Raw genomic sequence first — 19907 nt, 5'->3', positions numbered from 1 at the left:
ACGCCACGCAGGGACGCAGCCATGACACGCCTCAACGCCGCCTTCGACGCCATCGACACCGCCAATGCCCAGGATCCCGGCCACGAGGACGGCCAGCCCGCGAACCTGCTCTATGGTCGGCGGATGACGCAGGAACAGGAACGCCTGTTCCCCGATGCCGACGACGTGCTGCGCATCGCCTGCCGCGGCCAGCATATCGAACGCTGGAAGCTGCCGCGCGACAGCTTTCCGATGAACCGGCCCGGATACCTGCAATGGCGCCAGGAACAGGGGCGTCGCCATGCCGAACGCGTGGGTGCGATCATGGCTGATGCGGGATACGACGCGGCCGATATCGACCGCGCGGGCCGGATGCTGCGCAAGCAGGGGCTGAAGCGCGACCCCGACGTGCAGGCGTTGGAAGACGTGATCTGCTTCACCTTCATCCGCTGGTATCTGGGCGATTTCATGGCGACCCAGCCCGATGAACGCATGCCCCGCATCATCGAGAAGACCGCCCGCAAGATGTCCCCCGAGGCCCGCGCCCGCGCGCTGGCCGAATTCGAGATGCCCGAGGAATTCGCGCGCCTGTTCCGCATCGCCGACCGCACGGGCCCGCCCTCTTGCGCGGTGATCGTGTCGCATGGCCAGCCGGGCGATCCCGAACCCCAGCAGCAGGCGATCAAGGAACTGGCCGCAGCCGTCGCCGCGCGCAACCCCGGCCTGCCCGTGCACGGCGCGACTCTGGCCAAGCCGGGTGCGCTGGCGGATGCGGTGACGCCCGATTGCATCGTCTATCCCATGTTCATGGCCGAGGGCTGGTTCACCGGAACCGAACTGCCCCGCCGCCTGACCGAGGCCGGCGCCCCCGCTGCCCATATCATGCGCCCCTTCGGCACCGATCCGGGCCTGCCCGAGCTGATCCTGACCAAGCTGCGCGCGGCGGCCGACGCGCAGGGATGGTCCCTGCCCGAGGTGACGCTGCTTCTGTCGGCCCATGGATCGCAGCGCAGCCAGGCCAGCTTCACCATCACCCAGGCGCTGGCCGGGACGCTGTCACCGCATTTCGCCCGGGTGGTGACGGGTTTCGTCGAACAGGAACCCTTCATCGCGGATGCGGCGCGCGAACTTGAACGTGCCATCAGCCTGCCGCTGTTCGCGCTGCGCGCTGAACATGTGACCGACGACCTGCCCGAGGCATTGGACATGGCGGGCTTCGACGGCCCGCGGCTGGACCCGATCGGCCTTGCCCCCGAGGCCCCCGACATGATCGCCCGGTCGATCGCCGATCAGCTGGCGCGCCTGTAATAGGCATAGCTGCCCGCGACCGCGAACCCGAGCGAGGCATAGGTCGCCCGCGCGACCTCGTTACTGCGACTGACGGCCAGGGCGATGGTGTCGGCCCCCTGTTCCGCCGCCCAGAAGGCGGCGGTGCGGACCAGCCAGGACCCCAGCCCCATGCGGCGGAAATCGGGCAGAACCTCGATGCCGTGGACCATCGCCACGCCGTCATGGCAGGCCGCGAAACCCGCGCCCGCCGCGCGATCCCGGATGCGCCCTAGCAGGGCGGTCCGGGGGGCGGGGACACGATCCATCACGGCCTGGCGCGCCGCATCGATGTTGCCCGCAGCCCAGATGTCGCGCTGGATCGCCAGCGGCGGCCAGATGGTAAAGCCGGTGACCGGCGGCAGTTCCCGGTCGGTCAGGGCCGTGACGGGCGCGGACAGGACCAGGGTCGGGGTCTCGATCCGGCAGTCGCGTTCGATCAGGGCGGCCATCAGGCGATCCTCGTCGTCCCAGGCGCGAAACAGCAGGGGCTGGCCCCAGTCGCGATGCTGCGCCTCGGCCGCGTCCAGATCGGCGGGGGACCAGTCGCCCACCGCGCGGGCCGAGCTGACGCGCCCGCCCGCCCCCGCGCCGCGTCCGACGCGGATGCCCCCGAAATCGCGGGTCTCGGCTGCAGGCCAGGTCGCCTCGAAGGCCGCGGCGATGGCGGGCGCGGGGCGCGTCACAGCGCCAGCCGCGTCTTCAGCACGTCCATCGCATGGGCGACGCGCTCCGCGTCCAGCCCGCGCACGACAAGGTTCGTGCCCCAGCCGGCATCGTCATGGAACGGATAGGACCCGAGCGACAGGTCCGGGAAATCGCCCGCGATGGCCTTCAGCTCCTCGGCCACGTCGCTTTCGCCGCGCCGCACCTCGACGCTGAGCGATTGCACCGGGCGCCCCTTGGGCAGGCGCGGGATCAGCCAGTCCACCATGCCGCGGAACACCTCGGGGACGCCCGCCATCACATGGGTCCGCCCGATGGAAAAACCCGGCGCCGCCGAAACCGCATTGTCGATCAGCGTCGCACCCACCGGAATGCGGGCCATGCGCAGCCGGTTCTCGGTCAGTTCGGACCCCATGCGATCGCAGCGTTCCTGCAGCAGGCGGCGGGCCTCGGGGTCGATGGTGACGGTGGTGCCATGCGCCGCCGCCACCGCATCGGCGGTGATGTCGTCATGCGTGGGCCCGATCCCCCCCGATGTGAACAGCAGGTCGTAGGCCCCGCCCAGGCTGCCATCCAGCGCGCGGATCGCATCGACGATGCGATCGTGATCGTCGGACACGACGCGGATCTCCTGCAGGTCGAAGCCGGTGGCGGTCAGGACCTGTGCCAGGTGATGGGCGTTTCCCTCGCGGGTGCGACCCGACAGGATCTCGTCCCCGATGACGAGAATCGCGGCGGTGGGGTTGTCCGACTGCATCTTGCTTCGTCCTTCGCTGTGTGATCGCAACATCTATGCCCGAGGGTGGGGCTGGAACAAGTGGGCCGCGCCGTCTATCTAGGGGACAAGCCGAGATAAGGACCCGCCATGAACGACAGCCGCACCACCAAGGAAGGCATCCGCATCCACATGCCCGAGGATTCCGCGGGCATGCAGAAGGCGGGCGCGATCGCGTCGCAGATCCTGGACGAGGTGGGGGCGCTAGTCGAACCGGGCGTGACCACGGGGGCGCTGGACGCCTTCATCACCCGACGCATCGAAGAACTGGGCGCAACCTCGGCCACGATCGGGTATCGCGGATATCAGCATGCCAGCTGCATCAGCGTGAACCATGTCGTCTGCCACGGCATTCCGGGCGAAAAGGCCCTGAAGGACGGCGACATCCTGAACATCGACGTGACCGTCATCGTCGATGGCTGGTTCGGCGACACCAGCCGCATGTATGTCGCGGGCCGCGCGCCCATCAAGGCGCAGCGCCTGCTGAAGGTCACCCATGACGCGCTGATGAAGGGCATCGAGGTCGTCCGCCCCGGCGCGACCTTCGGCGATATCGGCGCGGCCATCCAGTCCTATGCCGAAGGGCAGCGCATGTCGGTCGTGCGCGACTTCTGCGGTCACGGCATCGGCAAGGTGTTCCACGCGCCCCCGAACGTGCTGCATTTCGGGCGCGCGGGCAAAGGCCCGGTGCTGGAAGAGGGCATGTTCTTCACCATTGAGCCGATGATCAACCTGGGTCGCCCGGAAACGAAGGTGCTGGCCGACGACTGGACCGCCGTCACGCGCGACAAGTCGCTTTCGGCCCAGTTCGAACATTCCATCGGCGTGACCGCCGACGGGTTCGAGATCTTCACGTCCTCGGACAAGTTCTTCCCCCAGCTGGGCTGAGGGGGTCGGGTCGGGCCGTTCAGGCCCGTCCCGCAGCCGCCGACAGAAGCGACGGATCGATGCCCTGCGCACGCAGGGCGCGCTGCCATTTGGCCCCGTGATCCAGATCGAAGATCAGGTCGTCCTGCCCTTCGCCCGTCAGCCAGCCGTTTGCCAGCATCTCGGATTCCAGCTGACCCGGCCCCCAGCCGGCATAACCCAGTGCCAGGACCGCCTGTTCGGGGCCCTCGCCATTCGCCAGATCCTCGAGGATGTCGCGCGTCGTGGTCATCGCCAGTGCGGGGCTGATGCGCATCCGGCCTTCGGGGTCCTGGCCGTGCTGGGCGACCTTGTGCAGCACGAAGCCGCGCCCGGGTTCCACCGGGCCGCCGAAACGGACCTCGATCCCGCGGGCGGCATCGCCACGCTCGATCCCCAGCTGTTCCAGAAGATCGCCGAAATGGATTTCCGGCAGGGGCTGGTTCAGGACCAGTCCCATCGCGCCTTCGTCCGAATGCGCGCAGACCAGCACGACCGAGCGTTCGAAGCGCGGATCGGCCATGCCGGGCATCGCGATCAGGATCTTGCCGGTCAGGTTCCCGGGTTCGTCCTGCGAAAGAGTGTCGTTGTTCATCGCATCTCCTTATCCGTTCAAGATCGGGTGTCATGCCGGGAATCGCAAGCCGTGCGCGCGTTTGTGACTTCCTTTGATCGGCCACGGGCGGCTAGGTGGGCCCATGATGCCAAAGACCTTTTCAGCCCGCCCGATTCTGCCCGCCATCTGCGCCACGCTGCTGGCGCTGCCCGCCGTCGCGCAGGATTTGCCGCCGGGCCTCAGCTCGGCGCGGTTGCTGCCCGGCTGGACCGAAGATTCCGGCAAGCGCGTGCTGGCGCTGGAACTGAACCTGGAACCCGGCTGGAAGACCTATTGGCGCAGCCCCGGCGACAGCGGCCTGCCGCCCGATTTCGACTGGACCCGGTCGGAGAACCTCGGGCATGTGCGCCTGCACTGGCCCGCGCCCACCTCCATCGACAGCGGCAGCGCCCGCGAAATGGGCTATCGCGACAGGCTGGTCCTGCCCCTGACCGCCGAGGCGATCGATGCCGGCGATCCGATGCGGATCGCGGTCGATATCGACCTCGGGCTGTGCGAGAAGATCTGCGTGCCGGCGCATCTGACGCTGGACGCCCCCGCGCCCGGCGCGGAACCCGATCCGGTGATCCTGACCGCGCTGCAGGCCGAACCCCGGCGCCTGGACGCCCTGCCCCGCTGCGAGATCGCGCCCATCGACGACGGGGTCCGCGTCACCATGCACCCCCCGGTCGAGGGCGTGGAGCTGGCGGCCATCGAACTGACGGGCCGACCCGAGATCTGGGTATCGGGCGCGGATCTGAACGACACCCCGGAGGGCGCCGAGGCTGTGGTCGAGATGGTGGGCCCCACCGCCGCCCCCTTCGATCTGGACGAAAGCCGCCTGCGCCTGACCATGGTGACCGCGGATGGCGCGGTCGAAACTCAGGGCTGCGCCGCCGACTGACGGCGCAGGATCAGCGCGGCGGTCACGGCGGACACGACCAGCAGCCATGCGGCCATGACCGCCAGCGCCTGCAGCGGTGCCAGCACGGGCCACCATGCGGGCACGGGCAGTCCCGCAGCCGGCCCGACCAGGACCAGCAGCCCTGCAGCCGCCGCCACGCAGGCCGCGCGCATCACAGGGGCCACCGGACCTGCCCGCAACATGCGCCCGAAGGCCTGCCGCGCGCGGCCTATATCGGCCCCCACGGCCAGGATCGCGGGCACGACCAGCAGCACCAGCACCATCCCGAAGCCCAGGCCATAGGCCAGCGTCACCACCGTGGGTTTCAGGAACAGCGCCTGGGACGAGCGTTCATACAGCAGCGGCGCAAGGCCCAGCACCGTCGTCGCGGTCGTCAGCAGCACCGGGCGGAAGCGGTCGCCCACCGCCGCGACGATGGCCGGCCGCAGGCCGCGCGTCTCGGCATATTCGTCGATCGAGGAGATCAGCACGATGGAATCGTTGATGATGATGCCCGACATGCCGATCAGCCCCACGATCGAGAACATGCTCATCGGCAATTGCCACGAGGCATGCCCCCAGACCGCCCCGATCAGCCCGAAGGGGATGACCGACATCACCACCAGCGGACGCGTCCAGCTGGCGAAGATCCAGGCCAGCACCATGTAGATGCCCGTCAGCGCCGCGCCGAAACCGACCAGCGCCTCGGACAGGAAATCGGATTCCTGTTCCGCAAGCCCCGTCAGGGTATAGCTGATGCCGTATTCGCCCGCGATGCGGGGCAGCAGATCGGTCTGCAGATATGCGGTGATCTCGGCCGCGCGGGCGGGATCGTCATCCGCGATATCCCCCGTGACCGAGATCATGCGTTCGCCGTTCTCGCGCCGGATGACCGAAAACCCCGCCTCGGACGAGGCCGTGACGATATCGCCAAGCGGCACCCATTCCCCCGACGAGGCCCGCATCATCATGCGCTCCAGGAAATCGGCCTGACGGTCGCGCTCGGGCAGTTCGACCTGGATCGCACCGGTGCGGGTGCCCACCGGGAAGGTCGCGGCCTCGACCCCGCCCAGGCGGCGGCGCAGTTCGGCGGCCAGCACCTCGGTGGTGAAGCCCAGGGCCTCGCCCTGCGGGGTCAGACGCAGCGCAAGCTCGGTCTTGTCGTAGTCCATGCTGTCTTCCAGCGCCGAGACCTCGGGGAATTGCGACAGATCGGCCTTCACCGCCTCGGCCGCGTCCTTCAGTCGCTGCGCCTCGGCGCCGGTCATGCGGACCGAGATCGCATCGCCCCCCGGCCCCGACCGGAACCCGCGGAAGCTGATCACCTCCAGCCGCGGATCGGTCGGCATGGCCGATTGCAGGTCGGACACGAATTCGAAGCTGCTGTAGGGGCGGAAATCGGGGTCGATCAGTTCGATCTGGACGGCCCCCAGCAGGTCCGCATCCTTGGTATCGGCGCCGGGCAGCGGACGGCCCGCATTGTCGCCCACCAGCATCATCATGTGCGTGATGGGGTTCGTGCCGTACTCGTCCTCGTATCGCTGGCCGACGCTGCGGGTGGCCTCCTCGACCATGTTCATCACGCGGATCGTGTCCTCGCGCGTGGCACCGGCCAGCATCGCGAAGTTCCCCTCGACGCTGCCCTGTTCGGGGGCGTCGAAGAAGCGCCATGGCACCGCCCCCGTCATCAGCATCGTGGCCGACAGCGACAGGGCCAGGACCACCGCGGCCATGACCGGATACCGCGCGACCAGCACAAGGCGGATCAGCGGACGCAGCACGCGTTCGACAAGGCGGTCCAGCCAGCGGTTCACCACCTGCGACGGCATGTCGTACCAATGCGCCTTCGCATGGCCCGCCAGGGCATGGGCCATGTGGTTGGGCAGCACCAGGAAGCATTCCGCCAGCGATGCGATCAGCACCAGGATCACGGTCAGGGGAATCTCGCCCACGATCTGGCCGAAACGGCCCCCGATCATCGTCAGGCCGGCAAATGCGATCACCGTGGTCAGGGTGCTGCTAATCACCGGCGCGCCCATGCGGCCCGCCGCGCGTTCGGCGGCGACCTTGGGGGCCTCGCCCAGCTTGCGGGCGCGGTAATCGGCATGTTCGCCCACCACGATCGCATCGTCCACGATGATCCCCAATGTCAGGATCAGCGCAAAGAGAGAGATCATGTTCAGGGTCATCCCCGTCACATGCATCAACGCGACCGCCGCCAGCATCGCCGCAGGGATGCCCGCCGCCACCCAGATCGCGGTGCGGGCATTGAGGAACAGGAACAGCAGGCCCAGCACCAGTCCCAGCCCCATGATCGCGTTGTCCAGAAGCAGCGCAAGCCGCGCCGAGATCAGTTCGGCCCGCGCGCGGACCAGTTCGATCGTCACCCCTTCGGGCAGGGTCGGGCGCAGTTCCGCGGCCAGATCCTCGACCGTCTGCTGCATCCCGATGGCATCGCCCGAGGCGCTGCGCTGCACCTCGATCGTGACGGCGGGATTGCCGCCCACGAAGAAGGCCACCTCGCGGTCGATCCCCTCGGCGCTGACGGTGGCCACGTCGCCCACGGTCAGCTGCGTGCCGTCGGGCAGCGCCTTGATCGACAGGGCCGCCACATCCGAGGGGCTGCGCGTCTCCGCGCCCGTCCGCACGCGCGACGCGCCCGAGCTGATATCGCCCGCGGGCGTGGGGGCGGCGGCGGCCGAGATGACGGCCGCGACCTCCTGCATGGTCAGATCGTGACGGATCAGGTCGGCCATGCGCAGTTCGACCAGGGTCTGCGGGGCGGCGACCCCCGCCACGGTCAGCCGCGTCACCCCTTCGGCATAGAGCCGGTTGGTCATGTCGTCCGCGATGCGCCCCAGCTGGTCCAGCCCCACCGGCCCCGAGATGACGATATCGGCCACGCTGTCGCGCCAGGCGCGGCGGGTGATGTCGGGATCCTCGGCATCCTCGGGCAGATCGCCCGCGCCCGACACGGCGGTCTCGACCTCGGACATGGCGCGGGACATGTCCCAGCCCGGCTCGAACTCCATGTTGATGCGCGCCGATCCTTCCGCCGCCTGAGAGGTGGTGAGCATCACCCCCTCGACCGACATCAGCGCCGGTTCCAGCACCGCCACGATGGAACGGTCCACATCCTCGGCCCCGGCCCCGTCCCAGGTGACGCGGACGTCGATTTCCTGGACGACGGTGTCGGGAAAATACTGCGCCCGCAGGCGCGGCGCCGAATAGAGCCCCGCGACCACCATGACGGCCAGCAGCAGGTTGGCCAGCGTCGCATGGCGGACGAACAGCGACAGGATGCCCCGATCACCCACGGCCGGCACCCTGTCCGCGCGGGCCGCGTTGCGCGGTGCCATCGGGCCTGGGCGCGCCATCGGCGCCGCCGGGGCCGGTTCTCGGGGCGTTGCCGTTCGGGGCGGGGGAGTTCGGGGCAGCCGCATCTGGGCCGGGCGCTGCCGCGGGCGTGCTGTCCTCGACCCGGATGCCGACGCCCAGCTGGGCCGAACGCTCGGCCACGATGCGCGCGCCTTCCAGCTCGGCAGGGACCGAGATCACGACATCGTCGCCCTGCCGGCGGCGCAGATCGACGGGAACGGCAGACAGCCGCCCGTCGTCGCCCACCGCCAGCAGCGTGCCGTCGCTGCCAAGCGCCGCCGCCGGAACGACCGCGACGCCGTCCAGGGGCGGCTCGGGGATGCGGACCGACAGGAAATCGCCCGGACGCAGGGTTTCGGCACCCTCGGTGACGCGGGCATAGACGACGCGCCCCGCCGACCCTTCGATCACCGAGGCCGCGGCGCGGTCCAGCTGCGCGGCAGCCATCAGCTCTCCGGCGCTGCCATCCAGCACCAGATCGATCACCAGGGGCGGCAACGCGCCGTCGTCATCGGCCAGTCGCGCGAACTGGTCCAGCGACAAGGGGATCTCGACCTCCAGCGCGGCGGGGTCGATGATCGAGGCCAGCTGTTCGTTAAGGCTGACAAGCCCGCCCTCGACCGCCGTCACCTCGGTCACGCGGCCGTCGAAGCCGGCGCGGATCTCGGTATCCTCCAGGTCGTTGCGGGCCTCGGACAGGGCGATCTCGGCGCGGCGCAGGGCGTTGCCCGCGGTGGTGACCGCGCTTTCGGCATCGGCCAGCGCGGCACGGCGCGTGATCACGGCCTGTTCGGCGGTGGATGCCGCCAGTTCGGCCGTCTCGCGGTCGGCCCCGGTGCCCAGTCCGCGCGCGGCAAGATCGGTCTGCCGGGCCACGGCCCCCTCACGCAGTTCGGCCTGGCGTTGGGCGGCGGCCAGATCCTCCTGCGCGATGCTGACGGCGCGGCGGGCATCGGTCAGCACGCCCTCGGCATCGTCGCGTTCGGCCTGACGGCTTTCCAGCGCGGCCGAGGCCGATGAGGGGTCGATCTGCGCCAGAAGCTGCCCCTGCGTGACGCGGCCGCCTTCCTGCAGCGCATCGTCCAGCATGACGATCCGCCCCGCGGCACCCGCCCGCAATTCCAGTTCCCGCCGCGATGCGACCTGGCCATAGACCTGCATGACCGGCGTGACGGTATCGCCCGCCAGCGTCATCAGCCGCGCGGTATAGACCTGTTCGCGTGCCCCGCGCCCGGGCCTGCCGCCATCGTCATCCGCACTGGCCGCGCGCCACAGCGCACCGGCCGCCAGCATCAGCAGGGCCAGCGTCATGAAGCCAAGGAAAAGCCCGATCAGGCCACGGGAAAGAAATCGCATATGTCAGGTATCCGGTGATGGCGCCATTCCGGCTAGCACATCATGGGGAAACCAAACCTAAACGGAAAGCGATTCCAGCCGTGCCTGCAGCGACAGAAGGTCCGCCCAGGCCTCTCGTTTTGCCTGCGGATTGCGCAGCAGATAGGCCGGGTGCGTCATCGGCAGCGCGGGCTTGCCGAAGGCCTCGGTCCATTGGCCGCGCAGGCGCAGGATGCCGCGCCGTTCCAGCGCCGCCTGGCAGGGGGTGTTGCCCATCAGCACGATGATGTCGGGATCGGCAAGTTCGACATGCCTGCGCAGGAAGGGCATGCTGACGGCGATCTCGTCGGGATTGGGGTCGCGATTGCCCGGCGGGCGCCATGTCAGGACGTTCACGATGTAAAGGGCGCGTTCGGCATCGACGGCGTCGCGGGCCATGCCGATGGCCGCGAACATGCGATCCAGCAGCTGCCCCGCGCGGCCCACGAAGGGACGGCCCTGGCGATCCTCCTCGTCGCCCGGCGCCTCGCCCAGGATCAGGACGCGGGCCCTGGGGTTGCCGTCGGCGAAACAGAAGCTGCGCGCACCCTTCTTCAGTTCGATCCCGTCGAAGCCCTGTTGGGCGGTTGCCAGCGCCTCGAGGGTGGCCGCCGATGCGGCAAGCGATCGTGCCTCGGCCAGGCGGTCGGGTCCGTCATCGGTCGGGGGCGGCGGCGGGGGAACCGGTGCGGCGGCGGCGGGCAGCGGCGGCAGGTCGGGACGCGCGGGCAGATCGAAGCGATCGACCGGGGCATCCATGACCGGCATGTCGGCACCCATCTCCATCTGCCATTCCAGCAGTGCCAGCGCCGTCTCGGCGTCCAGTTCGATTCCCTGATAAGTCGTGGCGTCCATGTCGCGGGCCAAGCTAGGGGCGCGGCCGCCGCTAGTCCACCACCAGCATGTAGCCCGTGCCGCGAACCGTCTGCAGGAAGCGCGGCTCGCGCGGGTCGGGTTCGATCTTGCGGCGCAGGCGCGTGATCTGCACATCGATGGCGCGTTCGCCGCCCTCGGCCTCGTCGCCGCCGCGGCCCAGGTCGTCGATCAGTTCGGCCCGGCTGACGGGCTGCCCGCGACTGGCGGCCAGCCGCCGCAGCAGCGCCGATTCGGTGCCGGTCAGCCGCAAAGGGGTGTCGCCCTGCCACAGGTCGCCCTTGTCGGTATCGTATCGCAACTGCCCGAGCGTCAGGAATTTCGGTTGCGCGATCTCGACCGTGGGCACGCGGCGCAGGATGGCCGCAATGCGCAGCAGCAGCTCGCGCGGCTCGAAGGGCTTGGGCAGGTAATCGTCCGCCCCGCTTTCAAGCCCCGCGATCCTGTCGTCGATCTCGCCCCGCGCGGTCAGCAGCAGGATCGGCGTGTCGATCCGCTTGCGCAGATCGCGCGTCAGGGTCAGCCCGTCCTCGCCCGGCATCATCACGTCCAGCACGATCATGTCGAATTCCAGACCGGCCAGAAGCCTGCGCGCCTGCGCGGCATCGCGCGCCATGCTGACCATGAAGCCGCTGCGCCGCAGGAAACGCCCCAGCAGGGCGCGGATGCGTTCGTCGTCATCGACGATCAGCAGATGGGCATCGGTGGTCATGGCACGTCCTTCGCGGTCAGCGATCTTCCGGCAGATCCTTCATCGCCTGATACTGCGCCCGCATGTCGGGGTCCATCATCGCTTCCAGCACCTGCCGGAAACCCGCGACCGCCTGCGGGCCGGCCTTGCGATAGGCACCCCGCATCCGCGCGCGCTGCGCCTCGGACAGGCGCCGTTCCAGCGCGGTGCCGCTGGCGGTCAGGAACAGCTGCCGTTCGCGCCTGTCGCGGCGACCCACGCGGCTTTCGACCAGGCCGTCCTCGATCAGGCTGCGCAGGACACGATTGAGAGATTGCTTCGTGACCCCCAGCACCGCCAGAAGCGACGTGACCGTCAGGCCGGGATCGCGATTGATGAAATGCAGCGCCCGGTGATGCGCACGACCATAGTCCAGATCCTCGAGGATCATGTCCGGATCGGCGGTGAAGGCCCTGTAGGCGAAGAACATCGCCTCGATCCCGCGACGCAGCTGGTCGTCCGTCAGGAACAGCAGATCCTCTCCGACCATGGTCTGAATACGGGCCTTGTCCTGCATGCGGGGTCCTTCCGGTCTTGTCGTCGCGTTATGGCAGCGTTGTTGACTTTCTATGCGGTGATTGCTAGCCGTCAACCGTCTTGCGTAACAAACATGCCAAAACCGCCCGGAATGGCGCAAGAATCGAACAGGGCGGCCGACGGAGATGACGATGAACGGGGCTTACGACGATCGCGACGGCAAGATCTGGATGGACGGCGAACTGGTCGATTGGCGCGACGCGAAAGTGCACGTCCTGACCCACGCACTGCATTATGCAAGCTCGGTCTTCGAGGGCGAGCGCTGCTATGACGGCAAGATCTTCAAGGGACACGAGCATTCGCTGCGGCTGATCGAATCGGGCCGCCTACTCGACATGCCGCTTCCCTATTCGGCCGAAGAACTGGATGCCGCCAAGGAAGAGGTGCTGAAGGCCAACGGCTTCGAGAACGCCTATATCCGCGTGGTGGCATGGCGCGGGTCGGGGCCAGACATGGGCGTGTCGGCCGCACGCAACCCCGTGCGCGTCGCCGTCGCCGCCTGGGAATGGGGCAGCTATTACGGCGATGCGAAATGGCAGGGCGCGAAGCTGGACGTCGCCAAGTGGAAGCGCCCCAGCCCCGAGACGATTCCGACCGCCGCGAAGGCCGCCGGTCTCTACATGATCTGCACCATGTCCAAGCACGCGGCCGAGGCCAAGGGCTGCTCGGACGCGCTGTTCATGGACTGGGAGGGATATGTGGCCGAGGCGACCGGCGCGAACATCTTCTTCGTCAAGGACGGAGAGATCCACACGCCCCTGGCCGACCGTTTCCTGAACGGCATCACCCGTCAGACCGTCGTGCAGATGCTCAAGGACAAGGGCTTCACCGTCCATGAGCGCCGCATCCTGCCCGAGGAGCTGGAGGGCTTCAACGAATGCTGGCTGACCGGCACCGCAGCCGAGGTCACGCCCGTGGGGCAGATTGGCGACTGGCATTTCCAGGTCGGCCAGATCACCCGGCAGGTGGCCGAGGATTACGAGGCGCTGGTCCGCGCCTGATCATACAGGTCGGCAGCGCGTCGAAGGGGGGCCATGCGCCCCCCTTTTGCGTTCAGGCCAGCTGGCCCCGTTCGATGCGCGCGAATTCCGCGGATTTGCGGATCTGACCATCGCGCGCCTGTGGACGCGATTGCAGTTTCAGGCTGCTTTCATGGGGCATGGTCTCGCGTTCGTGACGCAGGAAGTGCTGCATCCGGGACTGGCCGCGCAGGCGTGGCTGGTCGGCGATATGCTTGGTCATGGGAACCTCCTTCTCCGAGGCCCCAATATAGGGCCGAATCGGTCCCATTTCAAACCGCGGGCGCGATATTGCGCCGATCCGCCCCTCAGGCGGCCTTGATGCCCTGTGCCGCCGACAGGACCGCATGCAGCGCCACCGCATCGTCATTGGCCCGCAGTTTCTGGCGCAGGTCCTGATCGCGCAGCGTGCGCGACACCAGCGCCAGCGCCTTGAGGTGATCGACGCCGCCGGTCTCGGGGGCCAGAAGCGCGAAGACCAGATCGACCGGCTGGCGGTCCACCGCGTCGAAATCCAGCGGCTTTTCCAGGCGCAGGAACAGGCCCGCCACCTTGTGCAGCCCGTGAAGCCGGGCATGGGGCAAGGCCACGCCATGGCCGACCCCGGTGGGGCCAAGGCTCTCTCGTTCCTGAAGGGCGTCCAGAACCTCGGATGCGGACAGGCCGTATTCGGCCTGTGCCAGTTCCGCCAGTTCCTGGAACAACCGCTTCTTCGAGGTCACCTGTCCGAGCGAACGTACCGCCCCCGGCTGAAGGATCTCGCTGATCTGCATCGTCTTCGCGTCTTTCCCAATACGACCGCCCTCGAAATCCGCGAAGGGCACGAGGGCGGCACGGTATAAATTGGCGTCAGTCGCGGCGGCGCTCAGCCGTTTCCGCGCGGGTCGATCCAGCCCACATTGCCGTCGTCGCGGCGGTGGACGACATTGACGCCGCCATGTTTCTCGTTGCGAAACACCAGAAGCGGTGTCCCTGCCAGTTCCATCTGCATCACCGCATCACCCACCGACAGGGTGGGAACGCGGCTCTCCATCTCGGCGATGATGATGGGTTCGAGGCTGCCGCCCTGCGATTCCCAGACATCCTCGTCGGCGGAGAGCACATAGCTTCCGGCCTCACCGAAGACAACAGGGTCCGTGCGGTCCTTGTGATGGTCCTTCAGGCGGCGCTTGTAGCGGCGGAGCTGCTTGTCCATCTTCTCGCGGCAGGCATCGAAGGCGGCATAGATCTCGGTCGCGAGGCCACGCGACTGCACGGTCAGGCCGGTCGACAGATGCACCACAGCGTCGCACAAATACTGGTGCGCGTCCTTCGAGAAGGTCACGGTCGCATCCGTGGGGCGCTGAGAATATTTCTCGATCATCTGGCCCAGCTCGGATTCGACATGCGTGCTCAACGCATCTCCGACATCGATGTGTTTTCCGCTGATGGTATAGCGCATCGTTATTCCTCTCCGGTTGCCCGTTTCGTTGCGCCGGCCCGTTCAGTTGCCGGCAAAGGCGGAAACGGGGGTCGGCGGGGCGGCTGTTCCGCGCCCGCATGAGTCAATTTGGTGACAGAGGATCGGTGATGTCAACGGTGCGCACGCGCCCGTGAGACGGAATTGCACGGCGCGCATCACGCCATGCGGAAGCCTTCGCCCAGATAGACCTCGCGCACCTTCGGGTCGGCGACGATCTCGTCGGTGGTGCCCGACATCAGCACGTGACCGTCATGCAGGATATAGGCGCGATCGACGATGCCCAGGGTTTCGCGGACGTTGTGATCGGTGATCAGCACGCCGATGCCGCGCCCCTTCAGATCGTGGACAAGGCTGCGGATCTCGCCCACGGCGATGGGATCGACGCCCGCGAAGGGTTCGTCCAGCAGCAGGAAGCCCGGGTTCGAGGCCAGGCAGCGCGCGATCTCGGCGCGGCGGCGTTCCCCCCCCGACAGGGCCAGCGCCGGCGCCCCGCGCAGATGCGTGATCGAGAAATCGGCCAGCAGTTCCTCCAGCCGGTCGCGACGGCGATGCGGGTCCGCGACCGACACCTCCAGCACGGCCATGATGTTCTGCTCGACCGTCAGCCCGCGAAAGATCGACATCTCTTGCGGCAGGTAACCGATGCCCATCCGGGCGCGGCGGAACATGGGCAGGCGGGTGACGTCCTGCCCATCGATCGACACCGCCCCCGCATCCGGCGTCACGAGGCCCGCGATGCAGTAGAAGGTCGTGGTCTTGCCCGATCCGTTCGGCCCCAGCAATGCCACCACCTCGCCCCGCGACAGGCTGACCGAGACGTCGCGGATGACGGGGCGGTTCTTGTAGGACTTGCGCAGCTCGCGGACATCCAGGCCCGCGGTCATCGGTCGGTCCCCTGCTGCAGGATGGTGCGCACGCGGCCCTGCGCCTGCGCGGTGCCGTTGCGGATATCGACCGTGATGCGATTGCCCGACAGCACGTTCTGCCCCTGGGTCAGCAGCACGTCGCCCGTCAGCAGGACGGTGCCCGCCGCCACGTCATAGCGTGCCTCCTGCGCCTCGGCGGCATCCTCGCCCGCCACCAGCGTCACGTTGCCGCGGGCCAGAAGCGCGCGGATCCGGTCCTGGCCGCCCTCGGCATATTCGACCGTCACGTCGTCGGCGGACAGGCGCATCTCGCCCTGGCCGATCACGACATTGCCGGTGAAGCGCGCGCTGCCGTCCGACTGGTTCACGGACAGGTTGTCGGCCGCGACCTCGACCGGGGCCGAGGGGTCGCTGTCCATGCCCCCGAAGGCGATGCTCTGGGCGGAACCGGCCGCGGGCAGCAGCGCAAGGGTCAGGGCAAGGATGAACTGGCGCGGCATGGCGATATCCCTCATTCGGTCTCGGGGCGGTATATCAGACGAACGCCGTCCGAGAAATTCAAGATCGCCGGACCGTCCGTCCGGCCTGCATCCTGGGGTTCCAGCTGCATCGCGCCGGCGGTGATCCGACCAAAGGGCGCATCGGCCTCGATCGGGTCGTCGGCACGCAGGATGCCTTCGCCGGTCAGGGCCCGCAGGTTGTCGGTCACCAGCCGCCACCCGGTCGAGGTCTCCATCGCGACCCCGCCGCCCAGGCTGATGCTGTCGCCCTGCGCCCCGCCGGTGGGGGCCGTGACGGTGGCGGTGACACCATCGGTGCGGCGCAGCTCCAGCTCCAGCTGCTCGGCGGTGCCGCCACCTTCGGTCGGGCGCCCCTGCGCGGCCCGCAGTGCGATGGTCGCCCCGTCACTGGTCACGGCGGAATATTCGGGGGCCACCAGACGCCCCTCGCGGGCGGCGGCCTCGGCATCGACCTCGGCATAGGGGATGCGGGATTCGGTGTCGGAACTGCGCGAGAACAGGAACATCGTCGACAGCATCGCAAGCGCCGCCAGAGGCAGCAGCACGCGAAGCCAGCGGACGATGCGGGTGCGGTTCATCGCTCAGACAAGCCCCGCGCGCAGACAGTCGTGGATATGCAGGATGCCGCAGGGGCGCCCGTCCTCGACCGCGAAAAGGCAGGTGATCTTGCGGTCCTGCATCTCGGCCAGGGCGGATTCGGCCAAGGCGTCCGGTGCGATCACGCGGGGGGCCGCGGTCATGACCTGATGGGCACGGTGGTCCAGCAGACCCTGCATGTGGCGGCGAAGGTCGCCATCCGTGATGATGCCCACCAGCTCGCCCTCGGGACCGGTGACGCCGGTGACGCCGTATCCCTTCTGGCTGATCGTCAGCAGCGCGTCGGACATCGGCGCGTCGCGATCGATCAGCGGCATGTCGCGATGCATGAGGTCGCCCACCTTGGCCAGCAGCGCGCCCAGCTTGCCGCCGGGATGGAAGACGCGGAAATGTTCGGGCGTGAACTGGCGATGCTCCATCAGCGCGATGGCCAGCGCATCGCCCAATGCCAGCGTCATGGTGGTCGAGGTCGTGGGCACGATGCCGTTGCCGCAGGCTTCCTCGGCCTGGGGCAGCAGCAGCGCCACATCCGCCTGGCGCAGCAGCGTCGATCCGGGGCGCGAGGCGACCCCGATCAGCGGAATGCGGAAGCGGCGCGTATGGGCGATCAGGTCGGCCAGCTCGGGTGTCTCACCGCTGTTGGACAGGACCAGCGCGACATCCTGTTCCGTCACCATGCCCAGATCGCCGTGGCTGGCCTCGCCCGGATGGACGAATTGCGCGGGCGTGCCGGTCGATGCGAAGGTGGCCGCGATCTTGCGGCCCACATGGCCCGACTTGCCCATGCCGGAGACGATGACGCGCCCCCTGGCGCCCAGGATGGTCGCGACGGCACGGTCGAATTCGCCGCCCAACGTGTCGGACAGGGCCTGCAGCCCCGCGATCTCGGTCTCGATGACGCGCCTTGCGGCCGCGATGAAGTCGCTCACGCCGTCCTCCCTTGCGCTGAAGCCGCGCGGTTGTCAGTGGCGGAAGATGTCGCCGTCGTCACCCCAGCCCAGAAGGTCCAGATGGGCGCGGGCGGGCAGAAAGTCAAAGCAGGCCTGTGCAAGACCCATGCGGTTCTCGCGTTTCAGGCGTTCCTCCAGCGCGTCCTTCAGCTTGTGAAGATGCAGCACGTCCGAGGCGGCATATTCCAGCTGCGCGTCGGTCAGGTCGGCCGCGCCCCAGTCGCTGGTCTGCTGCTGCTTGCTGACATCGACATTCACCATCTCGTTCAGCAGGTATTTCAGCCCGTGACGGTCGGTGAAGGTGCGCACCAGCTTCGATGCGATCTTGGTGCACCAGACGGGCGCGGTCACCACGCCGAAGGCGTTTTCCAGCGCCGCGATGTCGAAGCGCCCGAAATGGAACAGCTTGAGCACCTTGGGATCGGTCAGCAGCTTCGTCAGGTTCGGGGCCTCGGTCTGCCCGCGCTCGATCTGGACCAGGTGCGCATCCCCGTCCCCCGAGGACAGCTGCACCAGACACAGCCGGTCGCGGCGCGGGTCGAGACCCATCGTCTCCGTGTCGATGGCCACGACATTCCCGAGATCCAGGTCGTCGGGCAGGTCGTTGGGATACAGATGTATGCTCATCCTTCGGGTCCTTTCAGGGGCGGCGGCACGGGTCGCGATCTTGGCGTTCCATGCCTCTCTGACCAGAAACGCGCTGACCGTTCCAGCCAAAAATCCGTGCAGCACCTGTCGAAGGGACACTTGCACCCCCGTCGGGCATGCGCCAACTTACAGGTCATGCAAACCCTGCCTCAGACAGGGCGCACATCAACAGGGATGACAGACATGACCATTCGACTGACCTCGCGGGCCGTTCTTCTGGCGTCGGCGCTGGCCTTCGCGCCTGCCGCATTCGCGGAAACCCCCGCCGACACGCTGGTGATCGCGCATACGATCGACGACATCATCAGCCTGGATCCGGCGCAGGCATTCGAGTTCGCGGGCAACGACGTGAACCGCAACACCTATGACCGCCTGGTCGATTTCGACCCGCTGGACCCCGAAGCGGGCTTCCAGCCCGGCCTGGCCGAAAGCTGGGAGGTGTCCGAGGACGGCACCTCGATCACCTTTACCATGCGCGAGGGCGTGACCTTCCATTCGGGCAATCCCGTCCGGGCGGAAGATGCCGCATTCTCGTTGCAGCGCGCGGTCAAGCTGGACAAGACCCCGGCCTTCATCCTGACGCAGTTCGGCTTCACCGCCGACAATGTCGAGGAGATGATCACCTTCGACGACACCACCCTGACCCTGCAGCTGGACCAGCCCTATGCGCAGTCCTTCGTGCTGAACTGCCTGACCGCGATGATCGCGAGCGTCGTCGACAAGGAAACGGTGCTGGCCAACGAACAGGACGGCGATCTGGGCAATGCCTGGCTGACCTCGGCCGAGGCCGGTTCGGGCGCCTATGAACTGGCCGCATGGCGCCCCAACGAGGCCGTGCAGCTGACGGCATTCGAGGATTACTGGCAGGGCGCGGCGGAAATGAAGCGCGTCATCGTGCGCAACGTCGCCGAATCCAGCGCGCAGCGCCTGCTTCTGGAACAGGGCGACATCGACGTCGCGCGCAACCTGACCCCCACCGACGTGGACAGCATCTCCTCGGTCAAGGGCGTGACCATCCAGGACGAACCCCGCGGCCGCATCCTCTACATGGGTCTGAACCAGAAGGACGAGCTGCTGTCGAACCCCGCCGTGATCGAGGCGATGAAGCATCTCGTGAACTACGAGGGGATCACCTCGAGCTTCCTCAAGGGGCAGTTCATCACGCATCAGGCCTTCCTGCCCAAGGGCTATCTGGGCGCGCTGGACGAACAGGCCTGGACCTATGACGTCGAGAAGGCCCGCCAGCTGCTGGCGGATGCGGGCATCGAGGGCGGCACCATCACCACCCGCGTGCGCGACCTGCGCGAATACGTGGACGTGGCGCAGACCCTGCAGGCCTCCATGGCCGAGGCTGGCCTGACGCTGGAAATCGAGCAGATGACCGGTGCGCAGGTTCTGGACGCCTATCGCGCCCGCGAGGTGCCGATCTTCCTGGGCGAATGGGGCCCGGATTATTCCGACCCGAACACCAATGCCGCGACCTTCGCCTTCAACCCCGACAACAGCGACGACGCGAATGCCGTGGGCCTTCTGGCATGGCGCAACGCCTACGAGGTTCCCGCCGAGATGAACGAGGCCACCGTGGCCGCCACGCTGGAGCAGGACACCGAGAAGCGCGCCGCCATGTACGAGGACATCCAGCGCCAGTACCAGGCCGAGGCCCCCATCGTGCCGCTGTTCCAGCGCATCGAGCAGGTCGGCCTGCGCGACGGCGTCCAGAACTGGTGGAGCGGCGGCGCCGTGACCTCGGTCGTCTATCACCAGGTGACGAAGGGCGAATAAGCCTTGGCCTCGAACGACA

At 67.9% G+C, this 19907-nt stretch carries 21 protein-coding genes; 5 read left to right on the top strand and 16 right to left on the bottom strand.

Annotated features, from left to right (window positions below):
* Window positions 1–21: 21 nt before the first annotated feature.
* On the top strand, window positions 22–1287 hold the full coding sequence (locus KO490_RS16615; protein ID WP_368500151.1) for a DUF4202 family protein: 1266 nt from the start codon (window positions 22–24) through the stop codon (window positions 1285–1287).
* On the opposite strand, the gene KO490_RS16610 is transcribed toward KO490_RS16615, so the two are convergent.
* Window positions 1269–1991 carry a GNAT family N-acetyltransferase gene (locus KO490_RS16610; protein WP_216017593.1) on the bottom strand — a complete coding sequence of 241 codons (723 nt, stop codon included), beginning with the start codon at window positions 1989–1991 and terminating at the stop codon, window positions 1269–1271. The genes KO490_RS16615 and KO490_RS16610 overlap by 19 nt on opposite strands.
* Entirely contained in the window at window positions 1988–2728 is a 741-nt protein-coding gene (locus tag KO490_RS01340) for a molybdopterin-binding protein (protein WP_216017592.1), read from the bottom strand. The genes KO490_RS16610 and KO490_RS01340 overlap by 4 nt, the downstream gene beginning before the upstream one ends.
* 108 nt (window positions 2729–2836) lie before the next feature.
* Here KO490_RS01340 and map point away from each other — a divergent pair, with 108 nt between their 5' ends.
* On the top strand, window positions 2837–3634 hold the full coding sequence (gene map, locus KO490_RS01335; protein WP_216017591.1) for a type I methionyl aminopeptidase: 798 nt from the start codon (window positions 2837–2839) through the stop codon (window positions 3632–3634).
* Window positions 3635–3653: 19 nt separating this feature from the next.
* On the opposite strand, the gene KO490_RS01330 is transcribed toward map, so the two are convergent.
* Entirely contained in the window at window positions 3654–4247 is a 594-nt protein-coding gene (locus KO490_RS01330) for a YqgE/AlgH family protein (protein ID WP_216017590.1), read from the bottom strand.
* 103 nt (window positions 4248–4350) lie between these two features.
* On the opposite strand from KO490_RS01330, the gene KO490_RS01325 reads away from it, so the two are divergent.
* Window positions 4351–5151 (top strand): protein-disulfide reductase DsbD domain-containing protein, encoded by an 801-nt coding sequence (locus KO490_RS01325; RefSeq protein WP_252726935.1) that lies wholly within the window; start codon window positions 4351–4353, stop codon window positions 5149–5151.
* On the opposite strand, the gene KO490_RS01320 is transcribed toward KO490_RS01325, so the two are convergent.
* Genes KO490_RS01320 through KO490_RS01300 form a run of 5 tightly spaced genes read right to left on the bottom strand, consistent with a single transcriptional unit; the run spans window position 5130 to window position 12023 of the window.
* The gene (locus tag KO490_RS01320) at window positions 5130–8468 is read right to left on the bottom strand and encodes an efflux RND transporter permease subunit (RefSeq protein ID WP_371822256.1); all 3339 of its coding nucleotides are present in this window, start codon (window positions 8466–8468) and stop codon (window positions 5130–5132) included. The genes KO490_RS01325 and KO490_RS01320 overlap by 22 nt on opposite strands.
* Complete coding sequence (locus KO490_RS01315) at window positions 8461–9885, bottom strand: efflux RND transporter periplasmic adaptor subunit (protein ID WP_216017588.1); 1425 nt, start codon at window positions 9883–9885, stop codon at window positions 8461–8463. The genes KO490_RS01320 and KO490_RS01315 overlap by 8 nt, the downstream gene beginning before the upstream one ends.
* 57 nt (window positions 9886–9942) lie before the next feature.
* The gene (locus tag KO490_RS01310) at window positions 9943–10758 is read right to left on the bottom strand and encodes a uracil-DNA glycosylase (protein WP_216017587.1); all 816 of its coding nucleotides are present in this window, start codon (window positions 10756–10758) and stop codon (window positions 9943–9945) included.
* A gap of 31 nt (window positions 10759–10789) precedes the next feature.
* Complete coding sequence (locus KO490_RS01305; RefSeq protein WP_216017586.1) at window positions 10790–11488, bottom strand: response regulator; 699 nt, start codon at window positions 11486–11488, stop codon at window positions 10790–10792.
* A gap of 16 nt (window positions 11489–11504) precedes the next feature.
* Entirely contained in the window at window positions 11505–12023 is a 519-nt protein-coding gene (locus KO490_RS01300; protein ID WP_252726934.1) for a MarR family winged helix-turn-helix transcriptional regulator, read from the bottom strand.
* Window positions 12024–12174: 151 nt separating this feature from the next.
* Between KO490_RS01300 and KO490_RS01295 the strand changes: the two genes are divergently transcribed.
* Window positions 12175–13044, top strand: a complete 870-nt coding sequence (locus KO490_RS01295) for a branched-chain amino acid aminotransferase (protein ID WP_216017585.1) — start codon at window positions 12175–12177, stop codon at window positions 13042–13044.
* Between the two features lie 52 nt (window positions 13045–13096).
* On the opposite strand, the gene KO490_RS01290 is transcribed toward KO490_RS01295, so the two are convergent.
* The 8 genes from KO490_RS01290 to KO490_RS01255 form a co-directional block, all read right to left on the bottom strand.
* Window positions 13097–13285: a hypothetical protein gene (locus KO490_RS01290; RefSeq protein ID WP_216017584.1), complete on the bottom strand. Its 189-nt coding sequence runs from the start codon at window positions 13283–13285 to the stop codon at window positions 13097–13099.
* An 85-nt stretch (window positions 13286–13370) separates the two neighbouring features.
* The gene (locus KO490_RS01285) at window positions 13371–13835 is read right to left on the bottom strand and encodes a PTS sugar transporter subunit IIA (RefSeq protein ID WP_216017583.1); all 465 of its coding nucleotides are present in this window, start codon (window positions 13833–13835) and stop codon (window positions 13371–13373) included.
* 92 nt (window positions 13836–13927) lie between these two features.
* Entirely contained in the window at window positions 13928–14503 is a 576-nt protein-coding gene (gene hpf, locus KO490_RS01280; RefSeq protein WP_216017582.1) for a ribosome hibernation-promoting factor, HPF/YfiA family, read from the bottom strand.
* A 176-nt stretch (window positions 14504–14679) separates the two neighbouring features.
* The gene (lptB, locus tag KO490_RS01275; RefSeq protein WP_216017581.1) at window positions 14680–15408 is read right to left on the bottom strand and encodes an LPS export ABC transporter ATP-binding protein; all 729 of its coding nucleotides are present in this window, start codon (window positions 15406–15408) and stop codon (window positions 14680–14682) included.
* Window positions 15405–15890: a lipopolysaccharide transport periplasmic protein LptA gene (gene lptA, locus KO490_RS01270; RefSeq protein ID WP_216017580.1), complete on the bottom strand. Its 486-nt coding sequence runs from the start codon at window positions 15888–15890 to the stop codon at window positions 15405–15407. The genes lptB and lptA overlap by 4 nt, the downstream gene beginning before the upstream one ends.
* A gap of 11 nt (window positions 15891–15901) precedes the next feature.
* Window positions 15902–16489: a hypothetical protein gene (locus tag KO490_RS01265; RefSeq protein WP_216017579.1), complete on the bottom strand. Its 588-nt coding sequence runs from the start codon at window positions 16487–16489 to the stop codon at window positions 15902–15904.
* Window positions 16490–16492: 3 nt separating this feature from the next.
* A complete protein-coding gene (locus KO490_RS01260) occupies window positions 16493–17437 on the bottom strand; it encodes an SIS domain-containing protein (protein WP_216017578.1) in 945 nt (314 codons plus the stop codon).
* Between the two features lie 33 nt (window positions 17438–17470).
* The gene (locus tag KO490_RS01255) at window positions 17471–18085 is read right to left on the bottom strand and encodes a ribonuclease D (RefSeq protein WP_216017577.1); all 615 of its coding nucleotides are present in this window, start codon (window positions 18083–18085) and stop codon (window positions 17471–17473) included.
* Between the two features lie 195 nt (window positions 18086–18280).
* Here KO490_RS01255 and KO490_RS01250 point away from each other — a divergent pair, with 195 nt between their 5' ends.
* The gene (locus tag KO490_RS01250) at window positions 18281–19888 is read left to right on the top strand and encodes an ABC transporter substrate-binding protein (RefSeq protein ID WP_371822255.1); all 1608 of its coding nucleotides are present in this window, start codon (window positions 18281–18283) and stop codon (window positions 19886–19888) included.
* The last annotated feature ends 19 nt before the right edge of the window (window positions 19889–19907 follow it).

This window comes from Paracoccus sp. C2R09 (assembly GCF_018860625.1).
Lineage (GTDB): Bacteria > Pseudomonadota > Alphaproteobacteria > Rhodobacterales > Rhodobacteraceae > Paracoccus.
Note: the sequence above shows the minus strand (reverse complement) of the source record. Positions and strands in the feature narration are given on the sequence as shown.

Bases quoted from the DNA above. Each gene is read 5' to 3' on its own strand.
- KO490_RS01295 (WP_216017585.1), top strand. From the start codon at position 12,175: ATGAACGGGGCTTACGACGATCGCGACGGCAAGATCTGGATGGACGGC.
- KO490_RS01250 (WP_371822255.1), top strand. From the start codon at position 18,281: ATGACAGACATGACCATTCGACTGACCTCGCGGGCCGTTCTTCTGGCG.
- KO490_RS01315 (WP_216017588.1), bottom strand. From the start codon at position 9,885: ATGCGATTTCTTTCCCGTGGCCTGATCGGGCTTTTCCTTGGCTTCATG.
- KO490_RS01285 (WP_216017583.1), bottom strand. From the start codon at position 13,835: ATGCAGATCAGCGAGATCCTTCAGCCGGGGGCGGTACGTTCGCTCGGA.
- KO490_RS01340 (WP_216017592.1), bottom strand. From the start codon at position 2,728: ATGCAGTCGGACAACCCCACCGCCGCGATTCTCGTCATCGGGGACGAG.
- KO490_RS16615 (WP_368500151.1), top strand. From the start codon at position 22: ATGACACGCCTCAACGCCGCCTTCGACGCCATCGACACCGCCAATGCC.
- KO490_RS01305 (WP_216017586.1), bottom strand. From the start codon at position 11,488: ATGACCACCGATGCCCATCTGCTGATCGTCGATGACGACGAACGCATC.
- KO490_RS01330 (WP_216017590.1), bottom strand. From the start codon at position 4,247: ATGAACAACGACACTCTTTCGCAGGACGAACCCGGGAACCTGACCGGC.
- lptA (WP_216017580.1), bottom strand. From the start codon at position 15,890: ATGCCGCGCCAGTTCATCCTTGCCCTGACCCTTGCGCTGCTGCCCGCG.
- hpf (WP_216017582.1), bottom strand. From the start codon at position 14,503: ATGCGCTATACCATCAGCGGAAAACACATCGATGTCGGAGATGCGTTG.
- KO490_RS01310 (WP_216017587.1), bottom strand. From the start codon at position 10,758: ATGGACGCCACGACTTATCAGGGAATCGAACTGGACGCCGAGACGGCG.
- map (WP_216017591.1), top strand. From the start codon at position 2,837: ATGAACGACAGCCGCACCACCAAGGAAGGCATCCGCATCCACATGCCC.
- KO490_RS01325 (WP_252726935.1), top strand. From the start codon at position 4,351: ATGATGCCAAAGACCTTTTCAGCCCGCCCGATTCTGCCCGCCATCTGC.
- lptB (WP_216017581.1), bottom strand. From the start codon at position 15,408: ATGACCGCGGGCCTGGATGTCCGCGAGCTGCGCAAGTCCTACAAGAAC.
- KO490_RS01300 (WP_252726934.1), bottom strand. From the start codon at position 12,023: ATGCAGGACAAGGCCCGTATTCAGACCATGGTCGGAGAGGATCTGCTG.
- KO490_RS01255 (WP_216017577.1), bottom strand. From the start codon at position 18,085: ATGAGCATACATCTGTATCCCAACGACCTGCCCGACGACCTGGATCTC.
- KO490_RS01265 (WP_216017579.1), bottom strand. From the start codon at position 16,489: ATGAACCGCACCCGCATCGTCCGCTGGCTTCGCGTGCTGCTGCCTCTG.
- KO490_RS01290 (WP_216017584.1), bottom strand. From the start codon at position 13,285: ATGACCAAGCATATCGCCGACCAGCCACGCCTGCGCGGCCAGTCCCGG.